This is a genomic window from Rhodoferax sp. (genome assembly GCF_028689295.1).
Classification (GTDB): Bacteria; Pseudomonadota; Gammaproteobacteria; order Burkholderiales; family Burkholderiaceae_C; genus Rhodoferax.
Genome location: NZ_JAQTWL010000003.1, coordinates 85,767 through 102,727, shown reverse-complemented (window position 1 = coordinate 102,727; position 16,961 = coordinate 85,767). Strand labels below are relative to the sequence as shown.

Sequence of the window (16,961 nt, the reverse complement as noted above, 5' to 3'; positions counted from 1 at the left end):
GCCAGCCCTGGCCGGCCATGGAACGCGGTGAACTCAAGGCATGGCTGAGGCTGACACTGAGCCCGGGCATCGGCAACGTCACGGCGCGCAAGCTGCTGGTCACTTTTGGCTTGCCACAAGCCATTTTTGAGCAGCCCGCCTCCACCTTGCGGCAAGTGGCTACTCCGGTGCAGACGCAGGCTTTGTGTGCCGAGCCCGGGTCGCTCTCCGCGCTGCTGGAAACCACCTGGGATTGGCTTGGTCAAAGCGAGCCTGATGGCTGCCAACGCCAAATTGTCACGCTCGGCGACGCCGGCTACCCGCAAACCCTGCTCGACATCGACGACCCGCCCTTGATGCTGTACCTGCTGGGCAACGCCCACTTCGAAGATGACAATGCTTCAGACGCTGTTGCCTCATGGCCGATCGCCTCAAGGCGCTGCCTGGCCGTGGTCGGCAGCCGCAACCCCACGCCGCAAGGTGCGCGCAATGCCAGGCAATTTGCCAAGGCGCTGGTTCAATCCGGCCTGACGGTGGTGAGCGGCTTGGCTTTGGGGGTGGACGGTGCCGCCCACGAAGGCGCCCTTGAGGCTTTGCCGGAGGGCGCCACAGGCCAGGCGCTAACGCTGGCCGTGATCGGCACCGGACTGGACCGGGTATATCCCAAAGCTCACCACGGGTTGGCACACCGCATTGCGCAGCACGGACTGTTAATGAGCGAATACCCGTTGGGAACGCCGCCCTTGAATGCCAATTTTCCCAAGCGCAACCGTCTCATCGCCGGGCTCGCGCGCGGCACGCTGGTGGTGGAAGCCGCCCTGCAATCGGGCTCGCTCATTACCGCAAGGCTCACCGCCGATCAGGGCAAGGACGTGTTTGCCATTCCCGGCTCGATCCACTCGGCGCAATCGCGTGGTTGCCACGCGCTGATCAAACAAGGCGCCAAACTGGTGGAATCGGCGCAAGACGTACTGGAAGAACTGCAGGGCTATCACGCGCCGTCCGTTGCGACTGCTTGCCCTGCTGATCCTGGCGGCCCGCAAATGATGGAGAGTACGGACAACGCCGACCACATGCTGCTGCAAGCCATCGGCTTCGATCCCGTCAGACTCGACGCCTTGCAGGGGCGGACCCAATTGAACACTGCAGATTTGCAGGCCCGATTGATGACGCTGGAAATCAATGGCTTGGTGGCACGTTTGCCGGGTGGCCTGTTTCAACGCCTGTCTGACGCCTGAAGTCGGGCTGACCAGAAACAGCGGCGCGAACAGGTGCATGTTTCACGCCAGCAGGAGCGCGGGATTTGCTTCCAGTTTGGCCATGGCATCACAGGTGGCGCGCACCGTCAATGAGACTTCTTCCTGGGGTCTCAGCATGCCGTCTTGCAGGTAGGCTGCCAGCCGCGTCGTCTGAATGAGGTAGCTGCGCCCGACGAATGAGGAAAAGAGATGCAGATGACCCAGCGGACTGCGCCACACATACTGTATCTGGAAGGATTGACCCAGAAAATCCAGGGCGAACCAGGCACCCAGACTCAGGTTTTGCGCCCAAGCCATCATGACCGGGTTGGCCTCGGTACCGCCGCTGGTCACGACCTCCAGGTCGGACGTATCGATGTCCAGCAAATCTTCGATGCTCTGGGCATCCAGTGGCAATTCCTCGGCGCCATCGTTGCTGAAATAGTCTTCCAAATGAGCAAGTCGTTCAGCCATGGCCTGGATTTCTTCCAAATCGATAGCGGGAGTCTTGGACATGAACGCATCGGCCAGGATGTCGCTGATCACCTTGACATGGCCATCCTGGACCGCCCCACTCAAAGCCAGCAAACTCATCCCGTAGCGCAAAGATTGCAGCAACACGGGCAAGTCAGCAATCACTCGGGCACGATCAGCCCGATCGGGTTTGGCACTGGCAGCCCAAATTAAATCAGTGGCCGTTTTCTTCAGCGCCAGGGTTGTCTCATGCTGGCCTCCCTGGCGCATGCTGGCCACAGCAATCACCTCCGACCAGACTTTGTATAAAAAATCCCGGATGCCGTCACGCACAGGCATTTCTTTGATCTGATTACGCAACTCGATGGTGCACTGAATGGCCAGGGTTTCTTTTTGCTCGACCTGCTGTGCCACGCCCACGACCTTCTGGATTGCGGTTTTTTGCGTCAGGAAGCTTTTTAGGAATTCTTTGAACTCTTCGTAAACTCGTTGGTAAACGCGCTCACCCACTTCCGGATACTGCTCGATCACCTGAACCACGCGTTTGATTTCCGCCGCCAGATCGTCGCTATTGACGGCGCTGGCATCGAAACCCAACACGCAGGAACCCATGTGATCGATCAACAGACGCGCCGGGTGGTCCTGCCGATTGAAGAAATTCGGATCGGTCAAAGCCAGGCTCAAAACAGGCATTTGCAGCCTGGCAAACCAGACCCGGATGCCCGGCGGAATGCGGTCTTCCTGCAAAATCGACTGGAACATCAAGGTAATGAGCTCAATGATGGCCTTTTCATTGTCGTTTTGCGCCAATTTTTTGAGCTCGACCGACTTCTGCTGCAAGTCGCCGGCCATCTGAGCCACCTGCTGTACCAGAACCTCAGGCAGCACTTGCCCTGCACTGTCGCCGCCCCAGGCTTCAGCCGGCAAAGGACGATGCGCCAAGGCGGTCATCAGCCGTTGCGAAGGTGAAGAGCGGAAAGCCGCCGCAAAATTCTGAACAGGAACAAGGCTCGTCATCAAGCGACCCACCCGGTCCAGAACGCCCATCTCGCGCGCGTCGCCCTGCGGGGCGCTATCCCCTGTCAACACAGGCCAGCCTGGCGCACCCAGAGAGGGTATGTCAGGCGCGCCCTGAGTGGGCGCAGCAGCCAGTTCAGCCTGGCCATAAGAACGCGCCGCCGGTTTTGGCTGGGCTCGCGCTTCAGCCGCGATCACGGGCATCACGCCCTGCTCCACCAATTCGGCATTGCAGCGCGCATAGATCTGGCGCCACTCGGCGTTGATATGCTGCTGCACCACCGAATTGATCAATTGCCATGACTCAAGCGACAAACCACACGCGACCCATTGCTCGACCATGGCCAGCGCCAAAACCTCGGGATGAACGATGTCTTGTGCTGACAATTCCTGTTGTGGATTCAGTGATTTAAGCCGCTTGCGCAAACCATTGACTTCACTGGCGGCGACTTCCATCACCGACAAGGCAATGCGCGAGGCAAGAATCTGGTTTTCGACCGTCTCGGTACTGACCAACTCCAGGGTAGTGCTCAACGGCAAGCCGGATGGCCGTGGTACGTCGGGCTTTAAAGCAGCCCGCCAGGCCTTGGCCGTGCCCTCCAGCCACAGTTTTTCCTGATTTTGGTACAGAGTCCAGGTTTCACGAAGCAACTGCGGCGCTGCCACAGAAGCAACATCCCTTGACAAAGTTGTCAAATGTAGTTCTACCGTCACCAGCAACGCAGCCATGGACTGCACCGCCTCATCGACCAGCCGCTGACGAATATGCTCCGCCAGTTGTGCCTTGTTCTGCGCTGGAAGGAAAGTGGCCATGCAAGAAATTCTAAACGGTGGCACCCGCGTTGGGGTCATTCGGATCCAGGTCCTTTTTGGCCACGCCACCCTTGACCAGATCTTCGCGCTGGATGCCCAGCCACATGGCAATGGCGGCAGCCACAAACACCGACGAGTAAATGCCAAACAAAATGCCGATCGTCAGCGCCAGCGCAAAGTAGTGCAGCGTGGCGCCGCCAAACAGCAGCATCGACAACACCATCATTTGCGTGGAGCCATGGGTGATGATGGTGCGGCTGATGGTGGATGTGATGGCGTTGTTGATGATTTCCACCGTGCTCATCTTGCGGTAGCGGCGAAAGTTCTCGCGGATCCGGTCAAAAATAACCACCGACTCGTTCACCGAATAGCCAAGTACTGCCAGCACGGCGGCCAGCACCGGCAGCGAAAACTCCCACTGAAAGAAGGCAAAAAACCCCAGAATGATGATCACGTCGTGCATGTTGGCGATGATGGCCGCCACGGCAAACTTCCACTCGAAGCGCACCGCCAGGTAGATCATGATGCCGACCACCACAAAAGCCAGCGCCTTGAGGCCGTCGGCGGCCAGCTCGTCGCCCACCTGCGGCCCGACAAATTCGGTGCGGCGCATGGTCGCTGTGGCATCGAGCTCTTTCAAAGCCGACATCACCTGGGTGCTTTGCTGCGCCGAGCTCACACCTTTCTGGGCCGGCAGGCGAATCAGCACATCGCGCGCGGTGCCAAAGTTTTGCACCTGCACATCGGCAAAGCCGAGCCTGGCGACGGAGCCACGCACCGCCCCCAGATCAGCCGGTTGCGCATAAGTCACTTCCAGCAAAGTGCCGCCGGTAAATTCCACCGACAGGTGCAGTCCGCGCGAAAACAGGAAGAACACCGCCGCCAGAAAGGTCAGGCCAGAGATGATGTTGAACACCAGCGCATGGCGCATGAACGGAATGTCGCGTTTGATTCGAAAAAATTCCATGATCGCTTTCGGTTTTATTCGTTGGTCTTGAGGGCCGTGCCGCCATCGGGACGCCAGATGGTTCCGATCGACACCGTTTTCAGGCGGTTTTGACGGCCATACCAGAAGTTGACCAAGCCGCGCGAGAAAAACACCCCCGAGAACATGCTGGTCATGATGCCCAGGCAGTGCACCACGGCAAAGCCGCGCACCGGGCCGGAACCAAAGGCCAGCAGCGCCAGACCCGCGATCAGGGTGGTGATGTTGGAGTCGAAAATCGTGGCCCAAGCACGGTCATAACCGGTATGGATGGCGGCCTGCGCCGAAGCGCCACCACGCAATTCTTCGCGAATGCGCTCGTTGATCAGCACGTTGGCATCGATCGCCATGCCCAGCACCAGCGCCATGGCGGCCATGCCCGGCAAGGTCAGGGTGGCCTGCAACATGGACAGCACCGCCACCAGCAACAGCAAGTTGAACGCCAGCGCCACGCTGGAAAACACGCCAAACAGCATGTAATACACACACATGAACAGGGTCACCGCCAGAAAACCCCAGGCCACGCTCTGGAAGCCCTTGGCAATGTTCTCGGCGCCCAGGCTTGGGCCGATGGTGGTTTCCTCGATGATTTCCATCGGCGCGGCCAAGGAGCCAGCACGCAGCAGCAGGGCCGTGTCGTTTGCTTCCATGGTAGTCATGCGACCCGAAATCTGCACCCGGCCGCCGCCGATTTCGGTGCGGATCACCGGCGCGGTCACGACCTCGCCCTTGCCTTTTTCAAACAGCAAAATGGCCATGCGCTTGCCGACATTTTCACGTGTCACGTCGCGGAAAATGCGCGTGCCCTTGGCGTCCAGGTTCAGGTTGACTGTGGGCTCCTGCGTCTGGCTGTCGAAGCCGGGCTGCGCATCGGTCAGGTTTTCGCCAGTCAGAATCACCTGTTTCTTGACAATGACGGGCTGGCCGTTGCGCTCCAGATAGCGCTCGGAGCCAAACGGCACCACACCGTTGCCAATCTCAGCGGCCCGCGCCTCGGTGCTTTCATCGACCATGCGCACTTCAAGCGTGGCGGTGCGGCCCAGAATGTCCTTGGCCTTGGCGGTGTCCTGCACGCCCGGCAACTGCACCACGATGCGGTCGAGCCCCTGCTGCTGGATCACGGGCTCAGCCACGCCCAGCTCATTGATCCGATTGTGCAGCGTGGTGATGTTTTGCTTGAGCGCCTGGTCCTGGATGCGACGCGCGGCCTCGGGCTTGATCGATGCGGTGAGCTTGAACTCTGCACCCTCGGCAACTTCTACGGTTTGCAAGTCGGTGAACTGGTCCAGGAACACCGCCTTGGCGGCTTCCAGCGTGGCAGCATCGCGAAAACGCACCTCAATGGTTTGCGCATTGCGATTGATGCCACTGTGGCGAATATTTTTTTCGCGCAGACTGGTACGCACATCGCCGGAAAGAGATTCAGCGCGCTTGGTCAGTGCTGCCTGCATATCGACTTGCAGCATGAAGTGCACGCCGCCGCGCAAATCCAGGCCCAGGTACATTGGTGACGCATGCAGGCCGGACAACCAGACCGGCGAGCGCGACAAGAGGTTTAAAGCCACAACAAAACCCGGATTGCCCGGATCCGGGATCAAGGCTTTCTGAATGGCGTCCTTGGTTTTGAGCTGGGTGTCGGTATCGAGCAGGCGGACCTTGATCGAATTGCCATCGAGCGTCACCATGTCTGGTGTAATGCCGGCCGTTTTGAGGGTCGCCTCCACCAGCGTCAGTGTGCCCACATCCACCTTGACCAGCGGTTTGGCCGCCGACACCTGCACGGCGGGCGACTCGCCAAAAAAGTTCGGCAAGGCGTACAAGCCCCCCACCACCAGCGCGATCACGATGATCACGTATTTCCAGACCGGGTAACGATTCATGATCGCCCTTATGACATCAAACTACAAAATGCTGACACCTCGGCCAGCGCCAGGGCAATTTACTTGATGCTGCCCTTGGGCAAGACCTGCGCCACCGCGCTACGCTGCAGATGCACCTCGACGCCGGCAGCCACTTCAATGTCGATAAAGCTGTCGCCCAGCTTGGTCACTTTGCCCAGAATACCGCCAGCCGTGGCGACTTCGTCCCCTTTGGTCAGCGCTTCAATCATGGCTTTGTGTTCCTTGGCCTTCTTCATTTGCGGACGAATCATCACGAAATAGAGCACCACAAACATCAGCACCAAAGGCAACATGCCCATGAGCGAAGACTGCAAGTCACCGCCAGCGGCGGCGGCAGGGGCGGTTTGTGCAATGGCAGAAGATATAAACACAGCAAACTCCAAATAGATAAAAAATAAAAACAAAACGACTTGAATAAGCGCACCCAAAGCTAACTTTCAGGCAACTGGGCATTGTATGCGGGCCTCCAGTGCGTCATTTCAGGGTATCAAGGGCACCCTGAACTCGGTCAGAAGCATCTGCCATTTTTCCATGGCGAGCGCAGAATGGCGCGCTTTGACATGGCCAAAGCCACGAATATCCTGCGGTATTTGCGCCAAAAATAGGGCATTTTGATAGCGAGCCACGTCTTGTCTGCTTGGCTCGGCATCCAACACCTGGCAAATTTCCTGCACCATGGCCTGGTAGCGCACCAGCCAGGCGCGCTCCTGGCGCCGCTCTTCGGTGCGGCCAAACACATCGAACGCCGTGCCGCGCAAACCCTTGAGGCGCGCCAGCCATTTGAAGGCCGTCATCATCCACGGGCCATAGCGCTGCTTGACCAGTTCACCCCGGTCATCGGTTTTGGCCAGTAGCGGCGGCGCCAGATGGAACTGCAATTGGTAATCGCCCTCGAACTGCTGCGCAATTTTTGCTGCAAAGCTGCCGTCGGCATGCAGCCTGGCGACCTCGTACTCGTCCTTGCAGGCCATCAGCTTGAACAGGTTGCGCGCCACCGCCTCGCTCAAGGCGGTTTTGCCCCATGACGCATCGACCTGCTGCACCCGCGCGACCCAAACCCGGTAGGACTCGGCATAAGCCGCGTTCTGGTACGCCGTCAAAAACGCCATCCGGGTCGCCACCAGTTCGTCCAGCGCTGGCTTTTTGACGAACTCAATGACCCGTGCAGTCTGGAACAGCGCCAGCACCGTCGGCAAATCGTGGGCGCAGTGGCGCCCCCACTCGAATGCCGTCTGGTTGTTGGCCACCTGCACGCCGTTGAGCTCCATAGCGCGCAGCACGGCGGCGCGGCTCAGCGGCACGCGACCTTTTTGCCAGGCGTATCCCAGCAACAGCGGGTTGGTGTAGATCGAGTCACCCAGGGCGTGGATAGCCACCTGCTCGGCATCGAACACACCCAGCTTGGGGGCACCCACATGGGCGGCTATGGCCGCCTCGCAGCCGCCCTCGGGAAACTGCCACTGCGGGTCGTGAACAAAAGCGGCGGTGGGTGTGGCGTGGCTGTTGAGCGCGACATAGGTGCGGCCGGACTGCATCACCGCCAGCGTGGCTGGACTGGCCGCCACGATGGCATCGCAGCCGACCACCAGGTCCGCCTTGGCGGTATCGACCCGGCTGGTGTAAATGGCTTCCTGGCGGTCGGCGATCTGGATGTAGCTCCAGGTGGCGCCACCCTTTTGCGCCAGGCCACCGGCATCCTGCGTCACCACGCCCTTGCCTTCGAGATGCGCCGCCATGCCCAGTAACTGGCCGATGGTGATGACCCCGGTGCCGCCGACACCGCCTACCACAATGCCCCAAGCTGATGTCAGATCAGGCAGCAGCGGGTCCGGCAACGCCGGCAACGTGCCCAGGTTGTCCGGCGCATCCTTCGTGGGTTTCCGGAGTCGCCCGCCCTTGACCGTGACAAAGCTCGGGCAGAAGCCCTTGACACATGAAAAGTCCTTGTTGCAAGTGCTCTGATTGATGCGGCGCTTGCGACCGAATTCGGTCTCCAGCGGCTCAATGCTGAGGCAGTTGGACTGCACGCCGCAGTCGCCGCAGCCCTCGCACACCGCTTCGTTGATCACCACCCGCTCATCAGGCTCGGCCAGTGTGCCGCGCTTGCGCTTGCGGCGTTTCTCGGTGGCGCACATCTGGTCGTAAATCAGCGCAGTGGTGCCCTTGATCTGGCGCAACTCGCGCTGGACGCTGTCGAGTTCGTCGCGGTGCTGCACCGTGACACCCGGCGCCAGCGCCGCGCCCGCGTATTTCTCGGGATGGTCGGTCACGATCACCAGCTTGGTCACGCCCTCGCTCAGCAGGCTGGCCATGATTTGCAGCACGCTGTGGCCCTCGGGGCGCTCGCCCACGCGCTGGCCGCCGGTCATGGCAACGGCGTCGTTGTACAGAATCTTGTAAGTGATGTTGACGCCGGCGGCAATGCTCTGGCGAATCGCCAGCAGGCCGCTGTGAAAGTAGGTGCCGTCGCCGAGGTTGGCAAACACATGACTGTCAGTGGTGAACGGTTGCTGCCCGACCCAAGCCACACCCTCGCCGCCCATCTGGCTGAAGGTGCTCGTTGACCGATCCATCCACAGCGCCATGAAGTGGCAGCCGATGCCGGCCAGCGCACGCGATCCCTCTGGCACGCGGGTGCTGGTGTTGTGCGGGCAGCCGCTGCAAAACCAGGGTGTGCGCTCGCCGGCGTCGGTTTTGATGTCCAGCGCGCCGCGCGACATGGCGTCAAGCACGGCCAGATGCGCGTCCATGCGGGCCGCCACGCCGTCTGGCACACCCAGTTTTTTCAGCCGCTTGGCAATCGCCCTGGCAATCAGCGCCGGGTTCAGGTCGGCCTTGGCCCGCAGTAACCAGTTGTCGATCGGGTTGGGGCGACTCCACTCGCCACCGCCCTCGTCACCCGATTCATCGAACTTGCCGACCACGGTGGGGCGCACGTCAGCGCGCCAGTTGTAGAGTTCTTCTTTCAGCTGGTACTCGATGATCTGGCGCTTTTCTTCGACCACCAGAATCTCTTGCAGGCCAAGCGCAAAGTCGCGTGTGATGCTGGCTTCGAGCGGCCACACCACGTTGACCTTGTGCAGCCGAATGCCCAGTTGTCGGCAAGCGGCCTCGTCAAGCCCCAGATCGTGCAGCGCCTGGCGCGTGTCGTTGAAAGCCTTGCCGCTGGCGATGATGCCAAAGCGGTCTTGCGCACTGGCGAACACGTTGTAGTTGAGCTTGTTGGCGCGCACATACGCCGCAGCGGCATACCACTTGTAGTCCATCAGGCGGGCTTCCTGCGCCAGCGCCGGGTCGGGCCAGCGGATGTGCAGACCGCCAGCGGGCATGGCAAAGTCCTCGGGCAGAACGATCTTGACGCGGTCCGCACCGACATCCACCGGACTGCTCGACTCGACCACTTCCTGGATCGTTTTCATGCCGGCCCAGACGCCGGCGTAGCGGCTCAGAGCGATGGCGTGCAACCCCAGGTCCAGAATGCCCTGCACGTCGGACGGGAAAAACACCGGCAGGCCGCAGGCCTTGAAGATGTGGTCGCTCTGGTGCGCGGCGGTCGAGCTTTTGCTGACATGGTCGTCACCCGCCACCGCCACCACGCCGCCATGCCGTGCCGTGCCGGCCATGTTGGCGTGCTTGAAGACGTCGGCACTGCGGTCCACGCCCGGCCCCTTGCCGTACCAGATGCCGAACACGCCGTCATACTTTTTGCTCTGCGGGTACAGGTCGAGCTGCTGCGTGCCCCACACCGCGGTGGCCGCCAGCTCTTCATTGACACCGGGCTGAAAGACGATGTGATGCGCGTCCAGGTGTTTTTTGGCCGCCACCAGCGCCTGGTCGTAGCCGCCCAGCGGCGAGCCACGGTAGCCGCTGATGAAGCCGGCGGTGTTCAAGCCGGCCATGGCATCGCGCTGGCGCTGCAGCATGGGCAAGCGGACCAGCGCCTGGACGCCGCTCATGAACGCCCGGCCCTGCGGCTGGCTGTATTTATCGTCCAGGCTGACCGTTTGCAAAGCCGCTTGGGCCGTTTTGGGTAACGGTGCATTCATGGGCAAGTCTCCGATTCATGGTTCTTAATTATGGGATTCAAACGAATTATTGATCCGGAAGTGAAGTCGGGGGGGCATCAATGCCATGCTTGAGTTTGCGCCAGGCGGGCCAAGGCAGGGGGTCTCAGACGCGCTTCGCTTTGCGACATCGGCCCCCTGCCTTGGCCCGCCTGGCCTGGACCGGTCTGGATTGAATTGACAACAAAGAAACCGATAGCATGACGGCATTGGCCATTGGATGCTGACAAATCACAGCACGCCCCGCATTGGGTGGGGTATTGGGGCACGCCGATGTCGCAAAGCGCAGCGCGTCTGAGGCGTGCCCCAATACCCCACCCAATGCCGCTCCGAAGCTCAACCGCTCAGAGTTTGCACCTTCTTCAAATCAGCCGGCATCAATAGTTTAATAAGGCAGTGCCTTGGGCCACAGCACCCACAGGCGCAACGGCTGTTTGAGGCGCCCAGCCAACTCACCCGCCGCCTCGCCCCAGCCGGCAAAATAATCGGCCCGCACGGCGCCGCGAATGGCGCCGCCGGTGTCTTGCGCCAGCACCAGACGCCACAAGGCAATTTGCGGACCCTCGGAGGCCAGCCACACCGGCGTGCCATAGGGAATACTCTGTGGATCGACCGCAATCGAGCGCCCGGGAGTGAGCGGCACACCTTGCGCGCCTTTGGGGCCAAAGGCGGCGTCGAAGTCGCTCAGGCGCTCCTCCCTGAAAAAAACCACGCGCGGGTTACGCCACATCAGCTCGTTGACCCGCTGCGGGTTTTGTTTGAGCCAAGCCTGGATGCCGGGCCAGCTGGCATCCCGCAGTTCGCCCTGATTGAGCAGCCAGCCGCCAATGCTTTGGTAGGGGTGGCCGTTATGACCAGCGTAGGCCAGTCGCACCCGGCGCACGCTGCCGTCGGGCTCGGTCACTCGGATGCGCCCCGTGCCCTGGATTTGCAGCAGCATGGCCTGCACCGGGTCGCTCAGGTACACGATTTCGCGACCGCGCAAGGCCTCCTGCGCCGCTGCCAAGGTGTCGATTTCCTGCCGGGAAAACCAGGGTTGGCGCGCCTTCAGATTGGCGGGCAACTGGTACAGCGGAACGGTGAAGCCCGGGCCGGGCAGGCGTTGCCCCTGCAACTCCGGCTCGAAATAAGCGGTCAGCAAGCCCGCCGTCGGGCTGCCCTGCAAGGGTTCAACGCGGTAAGGCTGCAGCCGGTCGATGAGCCACTGGCGCTGCTCGGCCTCGCTGCCAATGCTCAGGCGGCGCACCTCCGGGCACAAGGGCGCAAACACCGGCCCCGGGCGCTCGCAGCTTTTGAGCCAGGCGTTCCAGGCTTCGAACAGCGCATCGTTGTTAAAACCCGGCAGCTCGGACCACGCCACGGGTTGCCACCGGCTGTTGCCGCGTACAATGGCATCAAGCGTTGATGCGGCGCCAGGCTGGGCCAGTGGCGCAGTCGGCTGCTGCATGTCAGACGGCACTGGCGCGTCGATCTGCTCGGGCGCAGGCGGCGTGCCACAGGCCGCCACCACGGCGGCCAATACGGCCGCCAAAGTCGACCGGATTCGCCGAAAAAACGGGAATGTGTTCATCACAGCAAGCGGTGCTCAAGTGCCGGCAAACGGCTGCGGCACTGCGTCATGACATCCCACAACAATTCCGCCATCACTACGCCCGGCCCTGTCGCGCGCTCGGCCAGCACCTTGCCCCAGGGGTCCACCAGCATGGCGTGGCCCCAGGTGCGGCGCTGGTTGTCATGCAGGCCGCCCTGGGCAGCGGCCACCACATACGACAGGTTTTCTATGGCGCGTGCGCGCAGCAGCACCTCCCAATGGTCTTGCCCGGTGGTGTAGGTGAAAGCGCTGGGCACCAGCATCAGGTGCGCGCCGGCCCTGGCGTAATGCCGGTACAACTCGGCAAAGCGCAGGTCGTAACACACGCTCAGACCGATGCGCCAGTCGTGGCCATCCTTGGAGGCCAGATCAAAGGTGACAGGTTCGCGGCCGGCGACAAGCACCAGCGACTCGTCATAAGCCTCGACGCCGTTGTCGAACCGGAACAAATGCATTTTGTCGTAGCGCACCACACACCGGCCTGCCGGTGAAAACACCAGCGAACTATTGAACACCCGGCCTGGCGCTGGCGCGCTGGCCGGTGCAGAAGGCGGCGCACTGACAGGCAAGGTGCCGCCCACCAGCCACAAGCCCAGCGCGCTGGCGATATCGCTCAGGAACTGCTGGATCGGACCTTGACCAAAAGGCTCCTGGATCGTCAATTTATCAGCGTCGTGGCGGCCCATCAGGCAAAAATATTCGGGCAGCACGGCCAGTTCGGCGCCGGCCTGCGCGGCTTCCTGCAAAAGCAGCCTGGCTTGCGCCAGGTTGGCGCTCAAATCCATGCCCGAGACCATTTGAATGGCGGCGACTTTCATGGTTGCTTCTCCGGGTTATTGGTCTTGGTGCGCAACACCTTGGTGATATGAGGGTCGGCCCAGGAGCCGTCAATATGAAACTCCTGGGTGGCGGACTCGATCATCGGTCGGCGCAAAAACAACTCCGCAAGAAAGGTGCCCAGGCCGATCGCCGGGTTGATCACCGTGGCCAACAGCAAGGACGCAGTACCCGAGCTGATCTCAGGTATCACCACCACCTTGATGTCTTGCGTCTCGCGGGCGATATCGGCACTGCCCTCCATCAAAACCGCCGCGTTGACCCCCTTCATCTGCAGGTTGTTGGTCCGTGCCATGCCTTTTTCAATCGTCACATCGCCGCGCAAGAAATCAAACGAAAAGCCCTCGCTGAAGACATCCCTGAAGTCAAGCGTCAGCCGACGCGGCAATGCCTGCAGGCTCAGCACCCCGAGCAATTTGGCAATGCCCGGTTCGGCTTGGAGAAACTGACCGGACGCCACATTGACCGTAAACGAGCCGCTCAGCGAGGGGTAGTCAAGGGTCAAAGGCGAGCCCAGCCAGGCCACCTGGCCTTCGAGCTTGCCACGCCCGCCGCGCACCACATTCTTCATACCCAGGCGATCGAGCAAGGCGCCACTGTCGGCAATATCGAGGGCGAAGTTCATCTCGGTGCGCCGGGGCGCAGAGGTTTTCTGCGCTGACATCATGGCCGCATCCTGGGCCTGAATGGTCAGTGCGGCCCAGTTGCCACTGGCAACCAAGCTGGCCTCCGGCAAACCGAGGTTAAATTTATTCAAGTGCCACTCGCGCACGCCGGCCTCACGCGGCGCCGACAGGCGGCTGCGATTGACAGCCTCAACCTCCAGCCGACCCAGGTGCTTGCCGCGTAATTCAAAGTCGTCCACCACGATGTCCAGCGCCGGAATGCTGGTTGGCTGGGCGTCCAGCAACGCATCCACATCTGCCTCCACTCCTGGCGCAAGGGTCAGGCGTGCCAGACGGGCGTAGACACGCCCTTCAGCGCCGCCACCGACCTGTTCATTGGATTGGCGATACTCGAGATAGCCATTGAGTTCGCTGGCGGCCAGATTGGCACGCCACAACGTGCCCTCACGCCCACCACCCATCACGATGTGGTTGAACTGCCGACCACCAAACGTCAGCACTTCCGACCGTACTGCCAATTGGGTGGGCAAATAAGACACCAACAGCGCGTTGCCATCGGCCACCAACGACGCGGTCACGTTGTCGTTTGCGGTTTGCGCCAAGACATCACGCCAGGCATCCACGTTGAAATTTTGCAGCCTGAGATTGGCACTGACGCCAGCACTGGGCATTGGCGCCGACTCTTGCGCATCGAGCCCGACTGCAATGGCGCCGCGCAGCACGCGCGGCACGGCTTGCGACACGTCGCGCTCATACATCACCTGCACCAGATTGGCAAGCGACAGCGAAACCCGGTCTTGCAGTGGTGCTGGCGCATCAGCGAGCATGCCAGTCTCCAGCCGCAAGGGCAGCAAGGCCTCGGCGCTTTTGCCCAAAGGTGCCGGCAAACTCAAGGCCAGCCCCTGCAGATTGCTGTTGACCAACAGCTCGGTAGCCCCTTGGCGCCAGCCGAGAGTCGCGGTGTAGGCCGCGCTGCCGCTGGCGCGGCGCGCCAGCCGCGCCACAAAGCCGAGTTCAGCGGCTTGGCGCAAACCCTCCGCCGAGGCGCTGCCGCTGGCGCGAATCAGCGTTGGCGCGCCACGGCCGCCGGGCGACCCGGGCACCAGCAGCCAGCCGCCCTCCAGCCGCGCGTCGCCGCCCAGCATGCGCGCCTGCACACCGCTCAGGGAAAACCCCGCTTCAGTGAAGTTGATCCTGCCGCGCGCCTGCGTCAGCTTGGGGCTGTCGGGCGTGATGCGCACATCATTGCCGGTAAGCAGGATGCTGCCGCGCACGCTGGACTGGTCGATGCGGGCAATCGGCAACATCAGCCTGAGCTTGTAATCGGCATTGCCCATGACCGCGCTCTTGACCAAAGCCTGGCCCAGCATGTGGCTCAGCGGTGAGGTGTTGACCAGCCCCAAGAGTTCGGGCAGCGGCCCCTTGAAGTCGGCATCGACTTCAACCTGGGTCTGCATCAAATCGGCAATCCGGGCCTCCACCCGGCTCACCTGCAGGGACGTGGCATCGCCCAAGCGGGCGCGCGCCTTGTTGACCTGCAATTGCATGCGGTCGATCACCAGTTCGCCGCTCAGGTCGGTCAGCACCGGCCAGGGCAAATCGCCGCTGTCCTGCAAGCTCGTCGGCACATAGGCCAGCCGGGCGCCCTCGACCTGCGCGGTGATTTTGAACGCGCCTTCTTTGGGGTCGATCATGGGCATTTGATCAATGTCGCCCTTGATCTGAAAGCGCACCGAACTGGCGCGCCCCTCCTGCACCGCGTCGCGCACGTATTCACGCGCGGCGGGGTCGATGACGAGCGGCAGGTAGCGGTGCACCTGCTTGCCATCGGCGCGGCTCAAATTGGCCTGCAGATCGAGCACGCCGGATGAGCGCGCGCCGGAGGCCGACTTGGCCGGGTCGGCGCTTTGCCACTTGATCTGTGCTTCGCCTGCGGCGTCGGCATTGGCAAACTTGACCTTGTCCAGTTGCACCGCGATCCGCTCACTCTTGATTTGCCAGCGGGCCTCGGCCGACAAGGAATCAACCGGTACCACCGGCTGCTGAAAAATGTTCGGCAGGTCAACGCTGCCAGCGGCCATGCCAAGCCGCGCCTGGCCCGCCTGCTGGTTGAAATCAAAATCCACATCGAGCCCACTCAAGCCCGGTGTGGAGGCCACGGCGGCGATCTCCAACCGGCTCAGTCGGCCCCTGGCGGCGTATTTTTGCGGCTTGCGCCAGGACCCCTGCCAACTAGCCTGCAGCGTATCCACCTGACCTTTTGGCGCGTACGCGCGCAGCTTGTCGCGCGTAGCGTCATCGAGCGGCAGACGGCTGACAATTTGCGCCAGCGCGCCCAGATCCAGCCGGTCGGCCTTGAACTCGCCGCGCTCGAGCTGTCCGGCTTGCGCCTGCTGCAGCTGCAGACTGGCATTGCCGCCGGGCCAATGCAGGCCGTCCTGCGTGTCGAAGGTCAACGCCTGGGTGGAAAACTCAAAGCCATCCGCCAGCTTGCGCCCACCCAGGCGCCCCTGTAGCTGATGCAAGGCCAGCGGCTGCAAATCAGCGCCCAAAACAACGCGGACCTCGGACAAGGCGACATCAGCCACCACCTGGGTGATGCGCCCCCGGTCCACGTCCACCCAAGCCCGCAACGCGCCATTGCCCTGGCGCAAATCAACCCCCAACTGGACGTAACGGCGCAGCTCCGACAGGTCAGCCCGCTCGAACGCGGCGTAAATCTGGCCCTCCCAGTCCTGCCAATGCCCTTGCCGGCGCGACAGCAAGGGTTGCAAAAACCTCCCTTGCAAACTGAAGGTGCTGCCCCAGGACTCGGGTGGGGTGGCGTCCAGCCGCACATCATGCTCTCGGCCCCGGTTGCGCACCACCGCCGCCACGTTTTGCAGCACCACCGGTTCGGCCATGCGCAGCTCGTCGGTCCAGCGCAGGGCGCCGTCGTGAATGGCGAACTCGAACTGCGAAAAAAACCAGTCCAGCGCCGCCGGGTCGGCCCGGCTGGCAGGGTTGAAATCGAGCCCACCGATGGTGATCTTGCCGTCTGGCGCACGCCGGATGTCGAGTATGGGCTGGTCCAGGTATATCTGCTCAAAACCCAAACGCCACAAGGAGCGCGGCGACACGGCAATCAGGATGCGCGGCAGACTCAAACCCACCCTGCCCTGCGCATCGAGCAGGGCCACATCGGTCAATTCAAAGGAGGGCACCATGCCGTTGGACTGGGCCGACACCGCCCCCACCCGCACCGTTACCCCCAGCGCCTGCGTGGCCCGCGCTTCGAGTTGCGGGCGAAATTCGGCGATTCGCGGCACAATCACCCAATGCAGCGCCCCCCAGGCCAGAGCCAGCAGCAACCAGGCCAAGACCACCGCAGCCAATAGCCAGCGCGTCAGGACAGTCCAGGTTTTCAGCAGTTTGGAGGGAAGGGGCGGCACATTGA

At 61.9% G+C, this 16,961-nt stretch carries 9 protein-coding genes; 1 reads left to right on the top strand and 8 read right to left on the bottom strand.

Annotation, left to right across the window (positions count from 1 at the left end; translation table 11 throughout):
- Positions 1-17: 17 nt before the first annotated feature.
- On the top strand, positions 18-1,217 hold the full coding sequence (gene dprA, locus PHF15_RS04430) for a DNA-processing protein DprA (RefSeq protein WP_300119262.1): 1,200 nt from the start codon (positions 18-20) through the stop codon (positions 1,215-1,217).
- Between the two features lie 42 nt (positions 1,218-1,259).
- Here dprA and PHF15_RS04425 read toward each other — a convergent pair whose 3' ends face one another.
- The 8 genes from PHF15_RS04425 to PHF15_RS04390 all read right to left on the bottom strand — a co-directional run bounded on the left by PHF15_RS04425 (position 1,260) and on the right by PHF15_RS04390 (position 16,956).
- The gene (locus PHF15_RS04425; protein ID WP_300119260.1) at positions 1,260-3,521 is read right to left on the bottom strand and encodes a DUF1631 family protein; all 2,262 of its coding nucleotides are present in this window, start codon (positions 3,519-3,521) and stop codon (positions 1,260-1,262) included.
- Positions 3,522-3,531: 10 nt separating this feature from the next.
- Positions 3,532-4,488 carry a protein translocase subunit SecF gene (gene secF / locus PHF15_RS04420; protein ID WP_300119258.1) on the bottom strand — a complete coding sequence of 319 codons (957 nt, stop codon included), beginning with the start codon at positions 4,486-4,488 and terminating at the stop codon, positions 3,532-3,534.
- Between the two features lie 14 nt (positions 4,489-4,502).
- Complete coding sequence (gene secD / locus PHF15_RS04415; protein ID WP_300119256.1) at positions 4,503-6,386, bottom strand: protein translocase subunit SecD; 1,884 nt, start codon at positions 6,384-6,386, stop codon at positions 4,503-4,505.
- 59 nt (positions 6,387-6,445) lie between these two features.
- Entirely contained in the window at positions 6,446-6,778 is a 333-nt protein-coding gene (yajC, locus tag PHF15_RS04410) for a preprotein translocase subunit YajC (RefSeq protein WP_300119254.1), read from the bottom strand.
- 108 nt (positions 6,779-6,886) lie between these two features.
- Positions 6,887-10,453: an indolepyruvate ferredoxin oxidoreductase family protein gene (locus PHF15_RS04405; RefSeq protein WP_300119253.1), complete on the bottom strand. Its 3,567-nt coding sequence runs from the start codon at positions 10,451-10,453 to the stop codon at positions 6,887-6,889.
- Between the two features lie 403 nt (positions 10,454-10,856).
- Positions 10,857-12,041 (bottom strand): MltA domain-containing protein, encoded by a 1,185-nt coding sequence (locus PHF15_RS04400; protein WP_300119251.1) that lies wholly within the window; start codon positions 12,039-12,041, stop codon positions 10,857-10,859.
- A complete protein-coding gene (locus PHF15_RS04395; RefSeq protein WP_300119250.1) occupies positions 12,041-12,880 on the bottom strand; it encodes a carbon-nitrogen hydrolase family protein in 840 nt (279 codons plus the stop codon). The genes PHF15_RS04400 and PHF15_RS04395 overlap by 1 nt, the downstream gene beginning before the upstream one ends.
- On the bottom strand, positions 12,877-16,956 hold the full coding sequence (locus tag PHF15_RS04390) for a YhdP family protein (RefSeq protein WP_300119249.1): 4,080 nt from the start codon (positions 16,954-16,956) through the stop codon (positions 12,877-12,879). The genes PHF15_RS04395 and PHF15_RS04390 overlap by 4 nt, the downstream gene beginning before the upstream one ends.
- Between the last annotated feature and the right edge of the window lie 5 nt (positions 16,957-16,961).